19 protein-coding genes are annotated in these 16,523 nt (G+C 61.8%); 8 read left to right on the forward strand and 11 right to left on the reverse strand.

From position 1 onward, the window contains the following. Positions 1 to 109 precede the first annotated feature (109 nt). Together WIN67_RS08220 and WIN67_RS08225 are read right to left on the reverse strand one after the other, a co-directional pair. Positions 110 to 409, reverse strand: a complete 300-nt coding sequence (locus tag WIN67_RS08220; RefSeq protein WP_102864069.1) for a YciI family protein — start codon at positions 407 to 409, stop codon at positions 110 to 112. Between the two features lies 1 nt (position 410). After that, the gene (locus WIN67_RS08225; protein ID WP_102864068.1) at positions 411 to 1,007 is read right to left on the reverse strand and encodes a septation protein A; all 597 of its coding nucleotides are present in this window, start codon (positions 1,005 to 1,007) and stop codon (positions 411 to 413) included. An 87-nt stretch (positions 1,008 to 1,094) separates the two neighbouring features. Here WIN67_RS08225 and WIN67_RS08230 point away from each other — a divergent pair, with 87 nt between their 5' ends. From WIN67_RS08230 to rluB, 5 genes are all read left to right on the forward strand, one after another. Then, the gene (locus WIN67_RS08230; RefSeq protein ID WP_102864067.1) at positions 1,095 to 1,955 is read left to right on the forward strand and encodes a PHP domain-containing protein; all 861 of its coding nucleotides are present in this window, start codon (positions 1,095 to 1,097) and stop codon (positions 1,953 to 1,955) included. 13 nt (positions 1,956 to 1,968) lie between these two features. After that, complete coding sequence (locus WIN67_RS08235; protein WP_102864113.1) at positions 1,969 to 2,598, forward strand: L-threonylcarbamoyladenylate synthase; 630 nt, start codon at positions 1,969 to 1,971, stop codon at positions 2,596 to 2,598. Positions 2,599 to 2,718: 120 nt separating this feature from the next. Further along, entirely contained in the window at positions 2,719 to 3,417 is a 699-nt protein-coding gene (locus WIN67_RS08240) for a segregation and condensation protein A (RefSeq protein ID WP_170001339.1), read from the forward strand. Between the two features lie 12 nt (positions 3,418 to 3,429). Then, entirely contained in the window at positions 3,430 to 4,437 is a 1,008-nt protein-coding gene (gene scpB / locus WIN67_RS08245) for an SMC-Scp complex subunit ScpB (RefSeq protein WP_265074364.1), read from the forward strand. Positions 4,438 to 4,696: 259 nt separating this feature from the next. Next, positions 4,697 to 5,887: a 23S rRNA pseudouridine(2605) synthase RluB gene (rluB, locus tag WIN67_RS08250; protein ID WP_102878833.1), complete on the forward strand. Its 1,191-nt coding sequence runs from the start codon at positions 4,697 to 4,699 to the stop codon at positions 5,885 to 5,887. Positions 5,888 to 6,043: 156 nt separating this feature from the next. On the opposite strand, the gene WIN67_RS08255 is transcribed toward rluB, so the two are convergent. Both WIN67_RS08255 and WIN67_RS08260 read right to left on the reverse strand, forming a co-directional pair. Then, a complete protein-coding gene (locus tag WIN67_RS08255; RefSeq protein ID WP_102878834.1) occupies positions 6,044 to 7,009 on the reverse strand; it encodes a leucyl aminopeptidase in 966 nt (321 codons plus the stop codon). Positions 7,010 to 7,072: 63 nt separating this feature from the next. Then, entirely contained in the window at positions 7,073 to 7,210 is a 138-nt protein-coding gene (locus WIN67_RS08260; protein WP_162884115.1) for a hypothetical protein, read from the reverse strand. A 1,027-nt stretch (positions 7,211 to 8,237) separates the two neighbouring features. Here WIN67_RS08260 and WIN67_RS08265 point away from each other — a divergent pair. Both WIN67_RS08265 and arfB read left to right on the forward strand, forming a co-directional pair. After that, complete coding sequence (locus WIN67_RS08265) at positions 8,238 to 9,659, forward strand: amino acid permease (RefSeq protein WP_102864062.1); 1,422 nt, start codon at positions 8,238 to 8,240, stop codon at positions 9,657 to 9,659. Positions 9,660 to 9,860: 201 nt separating this feature from the next. Next, positions 9,861 to 10,274: an alternative ribosome rescue aminoacyl-tRNA hydrolase ArfB gene (gene arfB / locus WIN67_RS08270; protein ID WP_170001285.1), complete on the forward strand. Its 414-nt coding sequence runs from the start codon at positions 9,861 to 9,863 to the stop codon at positions 10,272 to 10,274. Here the strand turns inward: arfB and WIN67_RS08275 are convergent. The 7 genes from WIN67_RS08275 to WIN67_RS08305 form a co-directional block, all read right to left on the reverse strand. After that, positions 10,271 to 11,470, reverse strand: coding sequence for an MFS transporter (locus WIN67_RS08275; protein ID WP_123392026.1), 1,200 nt, complete (start codon positions 11,468 to 11,470; stop codon positions 10,271 to 10,273). The two genes, arfB and WIN67_RS08275, sit on opposite strands and share 4 nt — an antisense overlap. Positions 11,471 to 11,587: 117 nt before the next feature. Then, the gene (locus WIN67_RS08280; RefSeq protein ID WP_102864060.1) at positions 11,588 to 11,770 is read right to left on the reverse strand and encodes a hypothetical protein; all 183 of its coding nucleotides are present in this window, start codon (positions 11,768 to 11,770) and stop codon (positions 11,588 to 11,590) included. A gap of 90 nt (positions 11,771 to 11,860) precedes the next feature. Further along, complete coding sequence (locus WIN67_RS08285) at positions 11,861 to 11,992, reverse strand: hypothetical protein (RefSeq protein ID WP_258009278.1); 132 nt, start codon at positions 11,990 to 11,992, stop codon at positions 11,861 to 11,863. A gap of 202 nt (positions 11,993 to 12,194) precedes the next feature. After that, positions 12,195 to 13,385 (reverse strand): amino acid aminotransferase, encoded by a 1,191-nt coding sequence (locus WIN67_RS08290; protein WP_102864059.1) that lies wholly within the window; start codon positions 13,383 to 13,385, stop codon positions 12,195 to 12,197. Beyond that, positions 13,385 to 13,741 carry a 4a-hydroxytetrahydrobiopterin dehydratase gene (locus WIN67_RS08295; RefSeq protein ID WP_007930096.1) on the reverse strand — a complete coding sequence of 119 codons (357 nt, stop codon included), beginning with the start codon at positions 13,739 to 13,741 and terminating at the stop codon, positions 13,385 to 13,387. Before WIN67_RS08295 ends, WIN67_RS08290 begins: the two co-directional genes overlap by 1 nt. A 69-nt stretch (positions 13,742 to 13,810) precedes the next feature. Continuing rightward, positions 13,811 to 14,602: a phenylalanine 4-monooxygenase gene (gene phhA, locus WIN67_RS08300; protein WP_102864057.1), complete on the reverse strand. Its 792-nt coding sequence runs from the start codon at positions 14,600 to 14,602 to the stop codon at positions 13,811 to 13,813. Then, entirely contained in the window at positions 14,599 to 14,925 is a 327-nt protein-coding gene (locus WIN67_RS08305) for a hypothetical protein (protein WP_339070919.1), read from the reverse strand. The genes phhA and WIN67_RS08305 overlap by 4 nt, the downstream gene beginning before the upstream one ends. Between WIN67_RS08305 and WIN67_RS08310 the strand changes: the two genes are divergently transcribed. Continuing rightward, a complete protein-coding gene (locus tag WIN67_RS08310; RefSeq protein ID WP_306398678.1) occupies positions 14,908 to 16,470 on the forward strand; it encodes a sigma-54-dependent transcriptional regulator in 1,563 nt (520 codons plus the stop codon). The two genes, WIN67_RS08305 and WIN67_RS08310, sit on opposite strands and share 18 nt — an antisense overlap. The last annotated feature ends 53 nt before the right edge of the window (positions 16,471 to 16,523 follow it).

Below are 16,523 nucleotides of genomic sequence, written 5' to 3' on the forward strand. Positions count from 1 at the left end.
GAAACTCCTGATTCCAATCGAGTGTTGGGCAGGTTGTCGGCCGTCAAACGAGAATAATGAGCGATTGAGAACGCGATGAACCGTGAAGGTTCATCGCGTCAGGGAGGATTTACGGCATCGATTGCCTGAACGGCTTGACCTGCACATGGGCATAGACGCCGGAGGTCACGAAGGGGTCGGCGTCGGCCCAGGCTTGGGCGGCGCTCAGGGAGTCGAACTCGGCGACGATCAGGCTGCCGGTGAAGCCGGCGGCGCCAGGGTCATTGCTGTCGATCGCCGGGTGTGGGCCGGCCAGCACCACACGCCCTTGGTCCTTGAGCACTTGCAGCCGTTCCAGGTGCGCCGGCCGGTTGGCCAGACGTTTTTCCAGGGAGTTGGCGACGTCTGTGGCAATGATTGCGTAAAGCATGTCAGTCCTCGGTTTTCGGGGTAGTGGGATCAGCGTCATGCAGGTGGCGCGACAGGTAGACGCCCTGGCCCACCAGGAACAATACAGTCATGCCCAGGCTGCCGAAGACCTTGAAGTCGACCCAGATGCTCTGGAAGGTGAAGGCGACGAACAGGTTGGCGGCGCCGCAGAACAGGAAGAAGGCGATCCAGGCGATGTTCAGGCGGGTCCACACCGGGTCCGGCAGGGTCAGGGCATGGCCCATGATGCGCTTGATCAACAGGCGATCGCCGATGAAGTGGCTGCCGGCAAAGGCCAGGGCGAATAGCCAGTTGACTACCGGCGCCTTCCATTTAAGGAAGGTTTCGCTATGGAAGGCCAGGGTCAGGCTGCCAAAGACCAGGCAGGCGATCAGGGTCAGCCATTGGCTTTTTTCCAGTTTGCGCTGGGAAATGAACAGTGCGCCGTAAACCACCAGGGAGCTGATGATCAGTACTGCGGTGGCGCTGTAGATACCGCCCACGCTGACTTCGTGACCGGCAAGGTCGACGATCCGGGGATCGATTTTGTAGACGATGAAAAACAGGAACAGCGGGATGAAGTCGATGAATTGTTTCACAGTGGCAGCCAGAAGCAGGATGTGGCGGCATAATAACAAACATCCTTGGTAGCGAAAGCGCCAGCTGACTTGAGGTTTTATCGTCCTGTGAATGTTGATTTGCACTGCCATAGCACGGCCTCCGACGGCGCCCTGGCGCCTGCGGTTCTGGTTGCGCGTGCGTACGAGAGAGGCGTGCGAATCCTGTCCTTGACCGACCACGACACCCTCGAAGGCCTGGCGGAGGCCCGTCAGGCAGCGGCGCAACTGGGCATGCAGTTGGTCAACGGCGTCGAGCTGTCCTGCACCTGGGGCGGCGCCACTATTCATGTGCTGGGCTACGGATTCGATACCCAGGCCCCGGCTCTGGTGGCGGCCATCGACAAACTGCACGAGGGGCGCTGGCTGCGCTCCGAGGAGATCAGCCGCAAGCTGGCCCTCAAGGGCATGCCCGGGGCGCTGGAAGGCGCCAGGGCGATCCAGCAGGAGTTGGGGGACAGTGGCAATGCCCCGGCGCGGCCGCACTTTGCCGATTATCTGGTACGTGCCGGTTTTGTGAAGGATCGTGCCGAAGCTTTTCGCAAATGGCTGGGGGCGGGAAAGCTGGGGGACGTCAAACAGCATTGGCCGACACTGGAAGACACCGTCGGCACCCTTCGCGAGGCGGGGGCCTGGGTCAGTCTGGCCCATCCCTGGCATTACGATTTCACCCGCAGCAAGCGCCGCCGCTTGATTGCCGACTATATTCAAGCCGGCGGCCATGCAATCGAAGTAGTCAATGGCCACCAACCTGCAGAGCAAGTGGGCAGTTTGGCTATCCTTGCTCGTGAATTCGGACTGCTGGTCAGCGCTGGCAGTGACTTTCATGGCCCAGGAGGCTGGTCCGAGATCGGCGAGTATCGTCCGGTTCCGGAGGACCTGCCGCCACTTTGGTGTCGGTTCAAACATGAGCCAATTATTGCCGCCTGAACAGGTAGAGACAGTGAGTCAATTTTTCCAGATCCACCCGGAAAACCCACAGCCACGTCTGATCAAACAGGCCGTCGAGATCATTCGCGGCGGTGGCGTGGTGATTTATCCCACGGATTCGTCCTACGCCGTTGCCTGCCAGATGGGTGACAAGGGCGCGATCGAGCGAGTGCGGCGCTTGCGTCAACTGGACGACAAGCACAACTTTGCGCTGATCTGCAGTGACCTGTCGCAGTTGGGGCTGTTCGCCAAGATCGATACCGGCACTTTCCGCCTGCTCAAGGCTCATGTGCCGGGGCCTTACACCTTCATTCTCAACGCCACCCGGGAAGTCCCGCGCCTGCTGCTGCACCCAAAGCGCCGCACCATCGGCCTGCGGGTGCCGAGCAATCCGATTGCCCTGGCGCTGCTGGCCGAGCTGGGTGAGCCCCTGATGAGCGTCAGCCTGATCATGCCCGGCGATACCGAGGCTCTGAGCGACCCCTATGAAATGCGCCAGCTACTGGAGCATCAGGTGGACCTGATCATCGACGGCGGCTTTGGCAGCACCGAGTCCTCCACGGTGATCAGCCTGGCCGATGGTGAACCGGAAGTGATTCGCGTCGGTTGCGGCGACCCTGCGCCGTTCATGGCCGAGGCCTAGATGTCCGTACTGGAAACCGTCGACGAGCAGGCCGGCGCCCAACAGGAGCTGCCATTCGCCATGGTCTACGGCCAGGCGGTCATGGAAATGCCCCTGGACCTGTACATCCCCCCGGATGCCTTGGAAGTCTTCCTCGAAGCCTTTGAAGGCCCGTTGGACCTGCTGCTGTACCTGATCCGCAAACAGAACATCAACATCCTCGACATCCCGGTGGCGGAAATCACCCGCCAGTACATGGGCTATGTGGAGTTGATGCAGTCGGTGCGCCTGGAACTGGCCGCCGAGTACTTGGTGATGGCGGCGATGCTGGCCGAGATCAAATCGCGGATGCTCCTGCCGCGCTCCGCTGAGATCGAGGAAGAAGAGGATGATCCCCGGGCCGAGCTGATTCGCCGCCTGCAGGAGTATGAACGCTTCAAGGCGGCTGCCGAAGGCATCGACGGCTTGAGCCGGGTCGGCCGCGACGTGGTAGTGCCCAAGCTCGATGCTCCTGAGGCCCGGGCGCGCAAGCTGCTGCCGGATGTGGCCCTGGAAGAGTTGCTGATGTCCATGGCCGAGGTGCTGCGCCGTGGCGACATGTTCGAAAGCCATCAGGTCAGCCGCGAGGCCTTGTCCACCCGCGAACGCATGAGTGATGTGCTGGAGCGGCTCAAAGGCGGTGGCTTCGTGCCCTTTGTCGAGCTGTTCACCGCAGAAGAGGGGCGCCTGGGGGTGGTGGTGACCTTTATGGCGATCCTCGAACTGGTCAAGGAATCCCTGGTCGAGCTGGTGCAGAATGAGCCCTTTGCGGCCATCCACGTACGGGCGCGAGCCGAATAACGAGCTTAAATCATGAATTTGAATGAACCCCGCGAGCTGGCGCCCCTGCTCGAAGCCTTTCTGTTGGCCTCGGGAAAACCCCAGTCCCTGGAGCGCCTGTTCGAACTCTTCGAAGAAGCCGAGCGACCGGATCCGGCCGTCTTCAAGAAGGCCCTGACCCTGCTGGGCAAATCCTGCGAAGGGCGGGCTTTCGAGCTCAAGGAAGTGGCTTCCGGCTATCGCCTGCAGATCCGTGAAAAGTTCGCGCCCTGGGTCGGCCGCCTGTGGGAAGAGCGGCCCCAGCGTTACTCCCGTGCCCTGCTGGAGACCATGGCCCTGATTGCCTACCGCCAGCCGATTACCCGGGGCGAGATCGAGGATGTGCGCGGCGTTGCGGTCAACAGCAACATCGTCAAGACCCTGCTCGAACGCGAGTGGATTCGGGTGGTGGGTTACCGCGATGTGCCGGGCAAACCGGCGATGTTCGCCACCACCAAGGCGTTTCTCGACCATTTCAACCTGAAGAACCTCGATGACCTGCCGCCCCTGGCCGAGTTGCGGGAGATCGAGGCCGAGCCGGTGCTGGAGTTCGACGATGCGCCGGTGCCCGAGCACCTGCAGCAGTTGGCCGATGCCAGCGCCGAGCCTGAGGAACCCAAGGAAGAAACCAGCTTCCATAGCCTGCTGCTGGAGCTGGACTCCATGGAGGAGGGAATCAAGACCGACTTCGACGACCTGCATCGTGATGGCGCGGTTGAGCCAGAGAACCCGGAGCCGGTGTTCGATCAGCCTGAGGGGCAAACCGAGGCAGCCGTCGCTGATGACAACTCTGATGACACCGATGAACTTGCGGTCGAGCCCGAAGAGGAGCCGCTGCTTGACGCCGAGGACGATGTGCTGGGCGTTGCCGAGGCCCGAGCCAAGTTGCTGGCTGCCGTTGCGGCCCTGGAGCCTTCGGCGCCGGACTTGAGTGAAGAAGAGGCCGAAGCCCTGGCCCTGGCCGAAGCGATCGAAAACGAACGCCGTCTGCTGGACGACTGACCGTAGCTGGCTGGCCAGTGAAGGTGTCGGCCGCTTAGGTGCAAGGCGTGTGGGCCTGTTCGCCGGCAAGCCGGCTTGCGCAGAAGGGGCGCCGGTGGGCGGAAAAAAGCCTGGGCGGCGACTTATCAACTAGTCTGTGATGCGCAACTGCCGTCATGAGCGTATGATTTGCGCCCCTTTGGCGATCCCTTCGCCAGAGAACCTGTTTTCACGTCTTCAGGCCGCTCTAGCCTGAAGCGATACACCGGGAGGTGCCCAGATGAGCGATAACGATCAGAACGACCAGGAAATCCGTCCAGCCGGCGAGAAGCTGCAGAAAGTCCTCGCCCGCATTGGCGTCGGCTCGCGCCGCGACGTCGAGTCCTGGATCAGCCAGGGCCGGATCAAGGTCAACGGCAAAGAGGCCACCCTCGGCCTGCGCGTCGACCTGCATGACGCCATTTCCATCGATGGCAAGGTGATCAAGCGCGAAGAGGCCGCCGAATCGGTGCGCCGCGTGATCATGTACAACAAGCCCGACGGCGAGATCTGCACCCGTGACGACCCGGAAGGCCGTCCGACCGTGTTCGACAAGCTGCCGCGTCCGCGGGAAGGCCGCTGGATCAACATCGGCCGCCTGGACATCAACACCACCGGCTTGCTGATGTTCACCACCGACGGTGAGCTGGCCAACCGCCTGATGCACCCGTCCTACGAAATGGACCGCGAGTACGCGGTGCGTGTACGTGGTGAAGTCGATGACGAGATGATCGAGCGCCTGAAGGCGGGCGTCATGCTCGAAGACGGCCCGGCCAAGTTCACCGATATCCAGCAGGCGCCTGGCGGCGAAGGTTTCAACCACTGGTACCACTGCGTGGTGATGGAAGGCCGCAACCGTGAAGTGCGTCGCCTGTGGGAGTCCCAGGGCCTGGTGGTGAGCCGACTGAAGCGCGTGCGTTTCGGCCCGGTGTTCCTCAACTCCGACCTGCCCATGGGCCGCTGGCGCGAAATGAGCCAGTACGAAGTCGACGTGCTCAGCGCCGAAGTCGGCCTGACGCCGGTGGCGCTGCCACAGCTCAACGCCAAGTCCAAGGACAAGCTGGAGCGCATGCAGCGTAAATCCTCGCGTCCGGTGGGCAAAAGCGAGCGTGTACGCACCCTGCGTCCGGCCAATGGCGCACCGGCCAATCCGCGGGTGTCCCGCGAGCCGCAGATCGAGGGCGAGCGTCCAGGGCGCAAGCCGGCGGCCCGTCAGGATGGCGAGCGCGCGCCACGTGCACCGCGTCCGGCCAGCGGCCGTGGTACTCCAGTAGCCGAGCGTCCGGCGGACACCAAGCGTCCAGCCAAGCCGGCACCGAAGTCCAAGCGCCCAAGCCTGGTGCTGGACAAGGACGCACCGTCCGGCAAGCGCCGTGGTGCCCCGGCCGGTAGCGGCCAGCGTCCTGGCTTCGGTCGTCGCAAGCCGGAATAAGCTCCGGCCCGCAGACAAAAAAAACGCCAACCTTCGGGTTGGCGTTTTTTTGCCCGGTGCTTCGTAGGAGCCGGCTTGCCAGCGAATAGGCTCTCAAGCCTTGGGCAAGGCTCATGATCGCCTTCGCCGGCAAGTCGGTTCCTGCATCAAGGAGGGTTAAAAGGCGAACTGGCCGTCGAACACTGGTTTGTTGTCCACCGCCAGCACGCCGGCGCTGAAGATCAGGTCCAGGTGGTGGCTGCCCTTGGCTCCACCTCCCAGCCCCAGATGCAGGCCGCAATGACGCTCTTCAAAGCCGGAGTTGCGTCCGTACAAGGACTTGATGCCTTCGTTGGTGCCGATCCCCAGCTCTTCGATGCGTCGGTTCGACGGGTTGGCGTCCAGGTACTTGTTGAAGTCATTGGCCAGCCCGGGCACCTGGGTGGCGACCTGGCGGATGCTGGAGTTCTCGATCCACAGCTCCAGCGGAGTCTGCAGCACCCCGTATTTGCGAGCAAAGGGGATGGTACTGAGGAAGGTGCCGAGGAATTTCACATGGCCATTGATTGCATCGCTGTGGGTGGCGATCTCACCCGGTGCCAGGTCGTAATTGCCCACGCCGTTGATGTCGGTCCACTTCTTCACGCTGTTCAGGGGCGCCTCGAAATACGAGCCCTGGGGATCGCTGAAGCTCAGGGTGCTGGCGTGGGACAGGCGCCGGATCAAGGTGGCGTTGAGGTCGGCGATACGTTGTGGCTCGACGCTGAAGGTGTCGTAGAAATAGTCGCCGTAATCCTTGAACAGCAGGGACTTCTTCCAGTGTTCGGCCATCAGGCCATGCAGGGGGCGGAGGAATTCCGGGCCATCGGGGCGTGGCTGGGGCAGGGTCGAGGAGTCGTAGAAGAAGATGTACAGGTCACAGTCGATGATCGCCTGGGCGAGGCGTTCGGCCGGCTCCAGGTCCAGGCGCAGGGCGCTGACAGTCAGGGGTGTGGCCTGGCGCGATTGTTCGATGATGGCGTTGGCCATGGCCTGGTAGTCGGCGGTATGACCGATCACCACATTCGATGCCTGGGCACCGCTCAAGGCCGGATGGCGTTCGAGGTAGTACAGGAAATGGCGGATGGCGCGGGTCTGGTCCATAAAACCTCCCTGGAGGACAAAGGTGACCGAGGCAGGCGCGAGGCCTGCTCCGGTCCGGGCGCCTTACATCGGCCACATCGCCGTGCCGAACGGCACCACCGCCTCGGCCTGCATCATTTCCACGGCCGCATCGTGGGTTGCCGCTTCGAACCAATCGTCCAGTTGCAGTTCGGTTTCCAGGTCTTGTTCCAGTGTTTGCATGGTGACTCTCCTAGATGACATAGGGCACAGCAGTCCATTGGCGGAACGGATCAACAGCGGCGAACGGGATGGTTGCGAGGGCTGCTCATCCACTCCTCGTACTTGTCGGATGAGGCATCCGGCAAGTGGCTGGAAACCTAGTTCAGGGGATTTTGAAGTGCAAAAAAATAATTAGATTATTTTCTACTGAACTTTATTTTCTATTTTAAGGGCGGAAATTTATCACCTGAAAACAAAAAGCTAAGGCTTTTTCCGATGTGGGATGGCGTGCGCGTCAATTTGCAGTCGCCGCGCTGGTTGATCTGGTTTGGCAAATTAACGTTACGCACTGTAAATAAAGTTTTACGAAATCCTCCGTGTTTCGCCCTGAATCGGCCAAGGCCCGGACGCTGTAAGGAAAAGCTGCCGCCGGGCATCGGTTAATCCGCTCGCCAGAGCTCTGGCCCGCTTGTTCCAGGGCGCCAAGGCAGGTGAGATGCACACCTGCCTGCGTACAGGTGCATAACAAGAAGGAGGCGCAATGAACGCCGTAACCGACTTTCACCGACACCCTTCGAAGGGCGATGGTCATCGCACCTTCATCGACGACCCCACTCGGTCCGTACAACGTTGCGCCGCCGATGCCGAGCATCGAGCAGGCCCCTCAGGATCCCGGTTACCGGCACGCTGATACAGCGGTGTCTGGCGGCAGGGGGTCAGGGGTGTACAATGCGCGGCGTTTTAACTGTGACCCAACTGCGTACCCGCGCACTTTGCGTCTGCGCCGCATGTTTCAGCCTGCTCACAGGGCGCTGAAGACACTGCTGCCGGGCCAATAAACTCAAGGTTATCCACCTTGTTCACTCCGCCGCGTCACGAGCGTGGTGGGTTCGATTTCGTCACAGATAAAAACAAACAGGTGACGCATGACCGTTAGAAAAACGCTGAACTTCGGGTGCCTGCGCTGGGGTTTGCTCCGCGCCGCTTAAGCCTTCACCGGGCGGCAACGTCTTGCAAACATCATCAAACCTTGCGTGAGAACCTTTTCATGAGTGGACAAAACTCGCATTCGGGCGAGCTGAAACGCGGCCTGAAAAATCGCCATATTCAACTGATCGCCCTGGGTGGCGCGATCGGTACCGGTTTGTTCCTGGGGTCGGCCGGGGTGCTCAAATCCGCCGGTCCGTCGATGATCCTCGGTTACGCCATCTGCGGTTTCATCGCCTTCATGATCATGCGCCAGCTGGGCGAGATGATCGTTGAAGAGCCGGTGGCCGGTTCTTTCAGTCACTTCGCCCATAAGTACTGGGGCGGCTTTGCCGGTTTCCTTTCCGGCTGGAACTGCTGGATTCTCTACATCCTGGTGGGCATGTCGGAACTGACCGCGGTCGGCAAGTATGTGCATTACTGGTGGCCGGAGGTGCCGACCTGGGCCTCGGCGGCGGTGTTCTTCGTGATGATCAACGTCATCAACCTGGCCAACGTCAAGGTGTTCGGCGAGGCCGAGTTCTGGTTCGCCATCATCAAGGTGGTGGCCATCGTCGGCATGATCGCCCTGGGCAGCTACCTGCTGGTCAGCGGTAACGGCGGCCCGCAGGCATCGGTGAGCAACCTCTGGTCCCATGGCGGCTTCTTCCCCAACGGCGTCAGCGGACTGGTGATGGCCATGGCGATCATCATGTTCTCCTTCGGCGGCCTGGAAATGCTCGGCTTCACTGCAGCCGAGGCCGACAAGCCGAAAACCGTGATCCCCAAGGCCATCAACCAGGTGATCTACCGCATCCTGATTTTCTACATCGGCGCCCTGGTGGTGCTGCTGTCGCTGACCCCGTGGGACACCCTGCTGGTGACCCTGAATGCCTCTGGCGATGCCTATAGCGGCAGTCCGTTCGTCCAGGTGTTCTCGATGCTGGGCAGCAACACGGCAGCGCACATCCTCAACTTCGTGGTCCTGACTGCAGCGTTGTCGGTGTACAACAGCGGCACCTACTGCAACAGCCGCATGCTGTTGGGCATGGCCGAGCAGGGCGATGCGCCGAAAGTCCTGGCCAAGATCGACAAGCGCGGCGTGCCGGTGCTGTCGATCCTCGCCTCGGCGGTGGTGACCTTCGTTGCCGTGGTGCTCAACTACCTGATTCCCCAGCACGCCCTTGAGCTGCTGATGTCCCTGGTGGTGGCAACCCTGGTGATCAACTGGGCCATGATCAGCTACTCGCACTTCAAGTTCCGCCAGCACATGAACCGTACCGGTCAGACCTCGCTGTTCAAGGCGCTGTGGTACCCCTACGGCAACTATGTCTGCCTGGCGTTCGTGGTGTTCATCCTCGGCATCATGCTTATGATTCCAGGCATTCAGATCTCGGTGTACGCGATCCCGGTGTGGGTGGTGTTCATGTGGGTCTGCTACCTGATCAAGAACAAGCGCAGCGCTCAGCACTCGCTGCAAGCAGCCAGCACTGCGCTGAAGTAAGCGCGGCCTTGGCCATGACAGACCCGGCTCCGGCCGGGTTTTTCATGCCTGTGATCTTTGTGGGAGCGAGATCGCTTTCGTCGGCCAGTCGGCTCCTGCGTGGGAGCTGCCTGTTGCAGGCGCTGGCTTGCTAGCGAACAGGTCCGCAAGAGCGTGGGGAATGGGGGTATCCTGTGCGCCCTGAAGACGGATTCCTGTTCCATGCTGGTGATTTCCAACAACGTGCATCTGCCGGATGCCGAGATCGAGCTGACCGCCATCCGCGCCCAGGGCGCCGGTGGTCAGAACGTCAACAAGGTGTCCAGCGCAGTGCATCTGCGCTTCGATATTCCGGCCTCGTCCCTGCCACCTTTCTACAAGGAGCGCCTGCTGGCGCTGCGCGACAGTCGCATCACCAGTGACGGCGTGATCATTCTCAAGGCCCAGCAGTACCGCACCCAGGAGCAGAATCGCGCCGATGCCCTGGAGCGTCTCACCGAGCTGATCCTCAGCGCCGTCAAGGTGGAAAAGAAGCGCCGCCCCACCAAGCCGACCCTGGGCTCGAAGAAGCGCCGCCTGGAGAGCAAGGCCAAGCGCGGCAGCATCAAGGCTGGCCGCGGCAAAGTGGACTTCTAGCGGTTCGAACGTTCCTTACGCTGCTTGGGGGCCTGGTGATACAGGTACAGGCTTAGCAGCAGGCCGCAGCACGCGGCGATGGCGGCAAACAGGAAGATCGAGGCAAAGCCGAAACCGCCGGCAATCGCCCCGGCCAGTGGTCCGGTGATGCCCAAAGACAGGTCGATGAACAGCGAGTAGGCGCCCACCGCCGCGCCACGGCTGGAGGCCGGCACCAGATTGACCGCTTCCACGCCCAGTGCCGGGAACACCAGGGAGAAGCCAAAGCCGCTCAAGGCCGCGCCGGCCAGGGCCCAGTGGGCATCGGGGGCCAGCCACAGCAGGAGCAGGCCGAGGGTTTCCACCGACAGGCAGGCAATGGCCACGCGAAAGCCGCCGAGGCGGTTGATCAGGTTGCCGAACAGCAGGCGTGCACCAATGAAACTGGCGCCGAACAGGCTCAGGCACAGCACCGCGTTGGACCAGTGCTGGGTCGTGTAGTACAGGGTGATGAAGGTGGCGATGGTGCCAAAGCCGATGGAGCCCAGGGCCAGGCCGCAACCGTGGGGGAAGACTTTGCCCAGCACATGGATGAATGGCAGGCGCTCCCCGGCGACTATCGGCGCGGCGAGTTTTGGCCAGGCCAGCAGCAGGCCGAGCACCGCCAACAGAATGATGCTCACCCCCATGCTCCACAGGCCCAGTCGATTGACCAGCCAAACCCCCAGGGGCGCGCCGATGGCCAGGGCGCCATAACTGGCGATGCCGTTCCAGGAAATCACCTTGGCGGTGTTCTGTGCGCCGACCCGGCCGATGCCCCAGCCAATCGAACCCGAGCCCACCAGGCTTTCCGCGCTGCCCAGTACCAGGCGGCCGATCAGCAGGCTGATCAAACTCAGGGTCGGCTGACCCTGCAGCCAGGCGGAAAGCAGCATGAACACGCCGCTCAGGCCGCAGCCGGCCAGGCCGTACATGACAGCGCGCTTGCAGCCCAGGTTGTCGATGATGCGTCCGGCGTAGGGACGGCTGAGGAGGGTGGCCAGGTATTGCACGCTGATCACCAGGCCGGCGATCACTGCGCCAAACCCCAGGTCGCTATGGACGTAGCCTGGCAGTACCGCCAGGGGAATGCCGATATTCAGGTAGCCAATAAAGGTGAACAGGACGATGGAGACGACTTGCAGCGTGACCGTCAAGGGGCGCTGGGTATCTGGCATGGGGATGGGTCCACTGCGACAGCTAAATAGATAGGCTGCTTATGATACCGATGTGGACGGGGATGCAGGGGCAGAAATCGACGCGTTGTTCAGAACGTCCCTGGTTGAGGGATTGAGTCAGGCGTCTTTGGCGCTCAGCAGCTGAGTGGTGACCAGAGCGGCCAGGGCATTTTCCTGGGTGCCGAAACGGGCCAGCAGGGCGGCCTGTTTTTCCGGGCTGAGGCGATTCCAGATCTCGATCATTTTTTCCGCAGTACCCAGCAGTACGCTGGCTTGGGTTTCGCTGAAGGAGTCGGTCATGGTTCGGCAGGGGCTCGGGGGGGGGGGAGATTCAGGCGGTGTGGAAAGCGCTTGAGTAGCGCTTTCCACACGGTCTGGTTACAGCTCTTTTCAGTCTTCGCTGTCGGCCTTGCGGCTGTCGGCGGCTTCTTGCACTACAGGCTTTTCGGCACTGGCTTGTGGCGTGGTTGTCTGCTCAGTTTCGTGCAGGCTTGGGAAGGGGAGATTCGGGATCTCATGCATGTCGTTGCTCCTCGCAAAGTCTGTTTTTTAAATCGCTGGGTAGGTCCGCGCTTTTAAAAAGCCTGGGCAGGATACAGCACTGGAAATGACAAAAAGATTTTTATCGCGATTTCGGGATGAAAGGACAAAGCGGCGGCAGGAACCGGCTTGCCAGCGAAGGCACCCTCAGGGCCTCCCGCGCCGGCAAGCACGCGCTCTGCTTTTAGACGACCCGAGCGATCGCCTCAGCCAGCAGGCTCAGGCGCGAAGCGTCGATTCCGGCCACGTTGGCCCGGCCGGAACTGACCATGTACACGCTGTGGTGTTCACGCAGTTCCTTGACCTGAGACGGGCTCAGGCCGGTGTAGGAGAACATGCCGCGTTGCACGCCGATGTGGGCGAAACGCTCGGCCAGTCCATAGGGCTGCAAGGCTTCCAGCAGGCCGGCGCGCAGTTGGGCGATGCGCTGGCGCATGGCTTCCACTTCGTCGGCCCAGAGGCTTTTCAGCTCCGGGTCGCCGAGGATGGTGGCGACTACTGCGGCCCCATGATCCGGTGGTGTGGACCACAGGTTACGGGCGATATGGGCCAGCTGACTGCGCACGTCGAGGAGCTTTTCGGCGTCCCGGGTGCAGACGATCAGGGCCCCGGTGCGATCGCGGTACAGGCCGAAGTTCTTCGAGCAGGAACTGGTGATCAGTACTTCCGGCACTTCGGCGGCGAACAACCGCACCGCCCAGGCATCCTGTTCCAGGCCGTCGCCAAAGCCCTGGTAGGCGAAGTCGATCAGCGGCAGCAGGTTGCGCTTGCGCACCACCTCCAGCACCCGTTGCCAGTCGGCCTGGCTCAGGTCGAAGCCGGTGGGGTTGTGGCAGCAGGCGTGCAGCAGCACCACGTCGCCTTCGGGCACCCGGTTCAGGGTGTCCAGCATGGCCTCGACGTCCAGGCGGTTGTCGCTGCCCACGTAGGGGTAGTGACTGACCTTGACCCCGGCTGCGGCGAAGATGGTTTCGTGGATCGGCCAGGTCGGGTTGCTCAACCAAACGCCGCGGCCCGGCAGGCACTGGGCGATGAAGTCGGCGCTCAGGCGCAGGGCGCCGGTGCCGCCCGGGGTCTGGGTAGCACCGGCGCGCTGCGCGGCGATGAGTGGCGAATCACTGCCCAGTACCAGTTCATTGATTACCTTGCCGAAGGCCGCGTCACCGTGGCCTCCGATGTAGGTCTTGGTGGTCTGGCGATCCACCAGGCGCTGCTCCGCCAGCTTCACCGATTGCGGGATCGGCGTCAGGCCCTGAGCATCCTTGTAGACCCCCACGCCGAGGTCGAATTTGCGCGGATTGGGATCGTTGGCGTAGGCCTCCATCAGGCCGAGAATCGGATCGCCGGGTACGCGACCGATGGCATCGAAATGCATTACTTGCGTCCTTCTGCGGTCTTGGCCACTTCGTCGGTGCGGGCGGCCATGATGAAGTCGTTGCGGTGCAAGCCCTTGATCGAGTGGCTCCACCAGGTCACGGTGACTTTGCCCCATTCGGTGAGCAGGCCCGGGTGGTGGCCTTCGGCCTCGGAGATCTCGCCCATGGCATTGGTGAAGGCCAGGGCGAATTTGAAATTCTTGAACAGGAAGACTTTTTCCAGCTGCATCACGCCGTCACGAACTTCGATGTTCCAGTCGGGGATCTGCTTGATCAGTACCGGCAGTTCTTCGTCGCTGACCTGAGGGGCATCGGCGCGGCAGGCTTCGCAATGGGCTTGGTTCAGAGCGGTCATGGTGTATTCCTGAGTTCGATTCTTGTTGGAAGTTACTATCTTTCGCAGCCGCCCGCGAGGGCGGGCTGCTCAGGCCGCCTTGGGTTTTGGCGGGAACTTGGGGGCGTGCAGGCCCAGCTGCATGCCTTGGTGAACCAGGGCCATGATGTCTTCATGGGCCAGGTCGAACAGGCGCTTGAGGTTGGGCAGGGCAAAGTAGATGGGTTGCAGGATGTCGATGCGATAAGGCGTGCGCATGGCTTCCAGCGGATCGAAGGCCTGGTGCTCCGGCTCTTCGGACAGGCTGTAGACGGTTTCCTTGGGCGAGGAGAGGATGCCGCCGCCGTAGATGCGTCGCCCGTCCGGGGTGTCCACCAGGCCGAACTCGATAGTCATCCAGTACAGACGCGCCAGGTATACGCGCTCTTCCTTGGTGGCTTGCAGGCCGAGCTTGCCGTAGGTGTGGGTGAATTCGGCGAACCAGGGATTGGTCAGTAGCGGGCAGTGGCCGAAAATCTCGTGGAAGATGTCCGGTTCCTGCAGGTAGTCCAACTCTTCAGGAGTACGAATGAAGGTCGCCACCGGAAAGCGCTTGCTGGCCAGCAGTTCGAAAAAGGTCTGGAAAGGAATCAGTGCCGGCACCCGGGCCACTTGCCAGCCCGTGGTTTCGCCGAGGACCTTGTTGATTTCACTCAGCTGCGGGATGCGGTCGTGGGGCAGTCCGAGTTTGTCGATGCCGTCCAGGTACTCCTGGCACGCGCGCCCCTCGATCACTTTCAACTGGCGCGTGATCAGGGTGTTCCACACCGCGTGTTCTTCGGGTGGATAGTCGATAAAACCTTGCGCGTCGGGCTCGCGGGCCACGTACTGCGTCTGCTTCATGCTGCTCTCCTGCCAGGGGATGCGTTCTTGTTATGTGTGACTCCAGTGATACCCCAGGGTGCGACGCTTTGCAGCAGCTGACTGGCGCTGATGGAGGGGGTTAGGACGCCAATTTGTAAACTAATCGTTACGGTTTTGCCCGGGGCTCCCAAGTATTGTGGGTTTTCAGGTTTGAAAAAGCCCTTTGCTGTCACATAATCTTGACGATTATCTGCGCCATCCAGCAGAAAGTTTGCAAATGCTGGCGTCAAAAGCGTCGGTTTTCGGCGTTTATGCCCTCCATTATCCGCTTCGGGCCTTTCTTCATGCGTATCAAAGTTCACTGCCAGAACCGCATCGGCATCCTGCGGGACATCCTCAATCTGCTGGTGGAATACGGGATCAACGTGGCCCGGGGCGAGGTGGGGGGCGAGCATGGCAACGCCATCTATCTGCACTGTCCGAACCTGATCAACCTGCAGTTCCAGGCATTGCGCCCCAAGTTCGAATCCATCGCCGGAGTGTTTGGCGTCAAAAGGGTCGGGCTGATGCCCAGCGAGCGTCGGCACATGGAGCTCAATGCGCTGCTGGGTGCCCTGGAGTTCCCGGTGCTGTCCATCGACATGGGCGGCTCCATCGTGGCCGCCAACCGAGCGGCAGCGCAGTTGCTGGGCGTGCGGGTCGATGAGGTGCCGGGGATTCCGCTGTCACGCTACGCCGAGGACTTCGATTTGCCGGAGTTGGTGCGGGCCAACCAGTCGCGGATCAACGGGCTGCGGGTCAAGGTCAAGGGCGACGTGTTTCTGGCGGACATCGCCCCGCTGCAATCCGAGCACGATGACAGCGAGGCCATGGCCGGTGCGGTATTGACTCTGCATCGGGCGGATCGGGTTGGTGAGCGTATCTACAATGTGCGCAAGCAGGAGCTGCGGGGCTTTGACAGTATTTTCCAGAGCTCGAAAGTCATGGCAGCGGTGGTGCGGGAAGCCCGGCGCATGGCGCCCCTGGATGCGCCTCTGTTGATTGAAGGCGAGACCGGCACCGGCAAGGAGTTGCTGGCCCGCGCCTGCCACCTGGCCAGCCCTCGGGGCCAGTCGCCGCTGATGGCTCTGAACTGCGCCGGGCTGCCGGAATCCATGGCCGAGACCGAGCTGTTCGGCTATGGCCCCGGGGCCTTCGAAGGGGCTCGGGCCGAGGGCAAGCTCGGGCTGCTGGAACTGACGGCCGGCGGCACGCTGTTTCTCGATGGTGTGGGGGAAATGAGCCCGCGCCTGCAGGTCAAGTTGCTGCGCTTCCTTCAGGATGGCTGCTTCCGTCGTGTCGGCAGTGACGAGGAGGTGTACCTGGATGTGCGGGTGATCTGTGCGACTCAGGTGGATCTGTCCGAACTCTGTGCCCGGGGCGAGTTTCGCCAGGACCTGTACCACCGACTCAACGTGCTGTCCCTGCATATTCCGCCGCTGCGCGAATGCCTCGACGGTTTGACGCCCCTGGTGGAGCACTTCCTCGATCAGGCCAGTCGCCAGATCGGCTGTCCGCTGCCACGGTTGGCTCCGGCGGCCATGGAGCGCCTCAGTCACTATCACTGGCCGGGCAATGTCCGGCAGTTGGAGAACGTGCTGTTCCAGGCGGTCTCGCTGTGTGATGGCGGCATGGTCAAGGCCGAGCATATCCGTCTGCCGGACTATGGCGCGCGCCAGCCCCTGGGGGACTTTTCCCTGGAAGGCGGCCTGGAGCAGATTGTCGGTCGCTTTGAAAAGGCGGTGCTGGAAAGTCTTTATGCCGAGCATCCCAGCAGTCGGCAACTGGGCAAGCGCCTGGGGGTTTCCCATACCACCATCGCCAACAAGTTGCGCCAGTACGAGGTCGGCAAGGAGTCGCTGGAATGAAAAAAGCCCCGCTTATGAAGCGGGGCTTTTCGTTTGGCTCGGGGCTGGCTGTC

Origin of the sequence: Pseudomonas idahonensis, assembly GCF_037903935.1 — a bacterium.
Classification (GTDB): domain Bacteria; phylum Pseudomonadota; class Gammaproteobacteria; order Pseudomonadales; family Pseudomonadaceae; genus Aquipseudomonas; species Aquipseudomonas danubii.

Bases quoted from the DNA above. Each gene is read 5' to 3' on its own strand.
- WIN67_RS08260 (WP_162884115.1), bottom strand. From the start codon at position 7,210: ATGCAAACACTGGAACAAGACCTGGAAACCGAACTGCAACTGGACGAT.
- WIN67_RS08290 (WP_102864059.1), bottom strand. From the start codon at position 13,385: ATGCATTTCGATGCCATCGGTCGCGTACCCGGCGATCCGATTCTCGGC.
- WIN67_RS08220 (WP_102864069.1), bottom strand. From the start codon at position 409: ATGCTTTACGCAATCATTGCCACAGACGTCGCCAACTCCCTGGAAAAA.
- WIN67_RS08285 (WP_258009278.1), bottom strand. From the start codon at position 11,992: ATGCATGAGATCCCGAATCTCCCCTTCCCAAGCCTGCACGAAACTGAG.
- WIN67_RS08295 (WP_007930096.1), bottom strand. From the start codon at position 13,741: ATGACCGCTCTGAACCAAGCCCATTGCGAAGCCTGCCGCGCCGATGCC.
- WIN67_RS08255 (WP_102878834.1), bottom strand. From the start codon at position 7,009: ATGGACCAGACCCGCGCCATCCGCCATTTCCTGTACTACCTCGAACGC.
- WIN67_RS08275 (WP_123392026.1), bottom strand. From the start codon at position 11,470: ATGCCAGATACCCAGCGCCCCTTGACGGTCACGCTGCAAGTCGTCTCC.
- WIN67_RS08280 (WP_102864060.1), bottom strand. From the start codon at position 11,770: ATGACCGACTCCTTCAGCGAAACCCAAGCCAGCGTACTGCTGGGTACT.
- WIN67_RS08265 (WP_102864062.1), top strand. From the start codon at position 8,238: ATGAGTGGACAAAACTCGCATTCGGGCGAGCTGAAACGCGGCCTGAAA.
- WIN67_RS08310 (WP_306398678.1), top strand. From the start codon at position 14,908: ATGCGTATCAAAGTTCACTGCCAGAACCGCATCGGCATCCTGCGGGAC.
- phhA (WP_102864057.1), bottom strand. From the start codon at position 14,602: ATGAAGCAGACGCAGTACGTGGCCCGCGAGCCCGACGCGCAAGGTTTT.
- rluB (WP_102878833.1), top strand. From the start codon at position 4,697: ATGAGCGATAACGATCAGAACGACCAGGAAATCCGTCCAGCCGGCGAG.
- arfB (WP_170001285.1), top strand. From the start codon at position 9,861: ATGCTGGTGATTTCCAACAACGTGCATCTGCCGGATGCCGAGATCGAG.
- scpB (WP_265074364.1), top strand. From the start codon at position 3,430: ATGAATTTGAATGAACCCCGCGAGCTGGCGCCCCTGCTCGAAGCCTTT.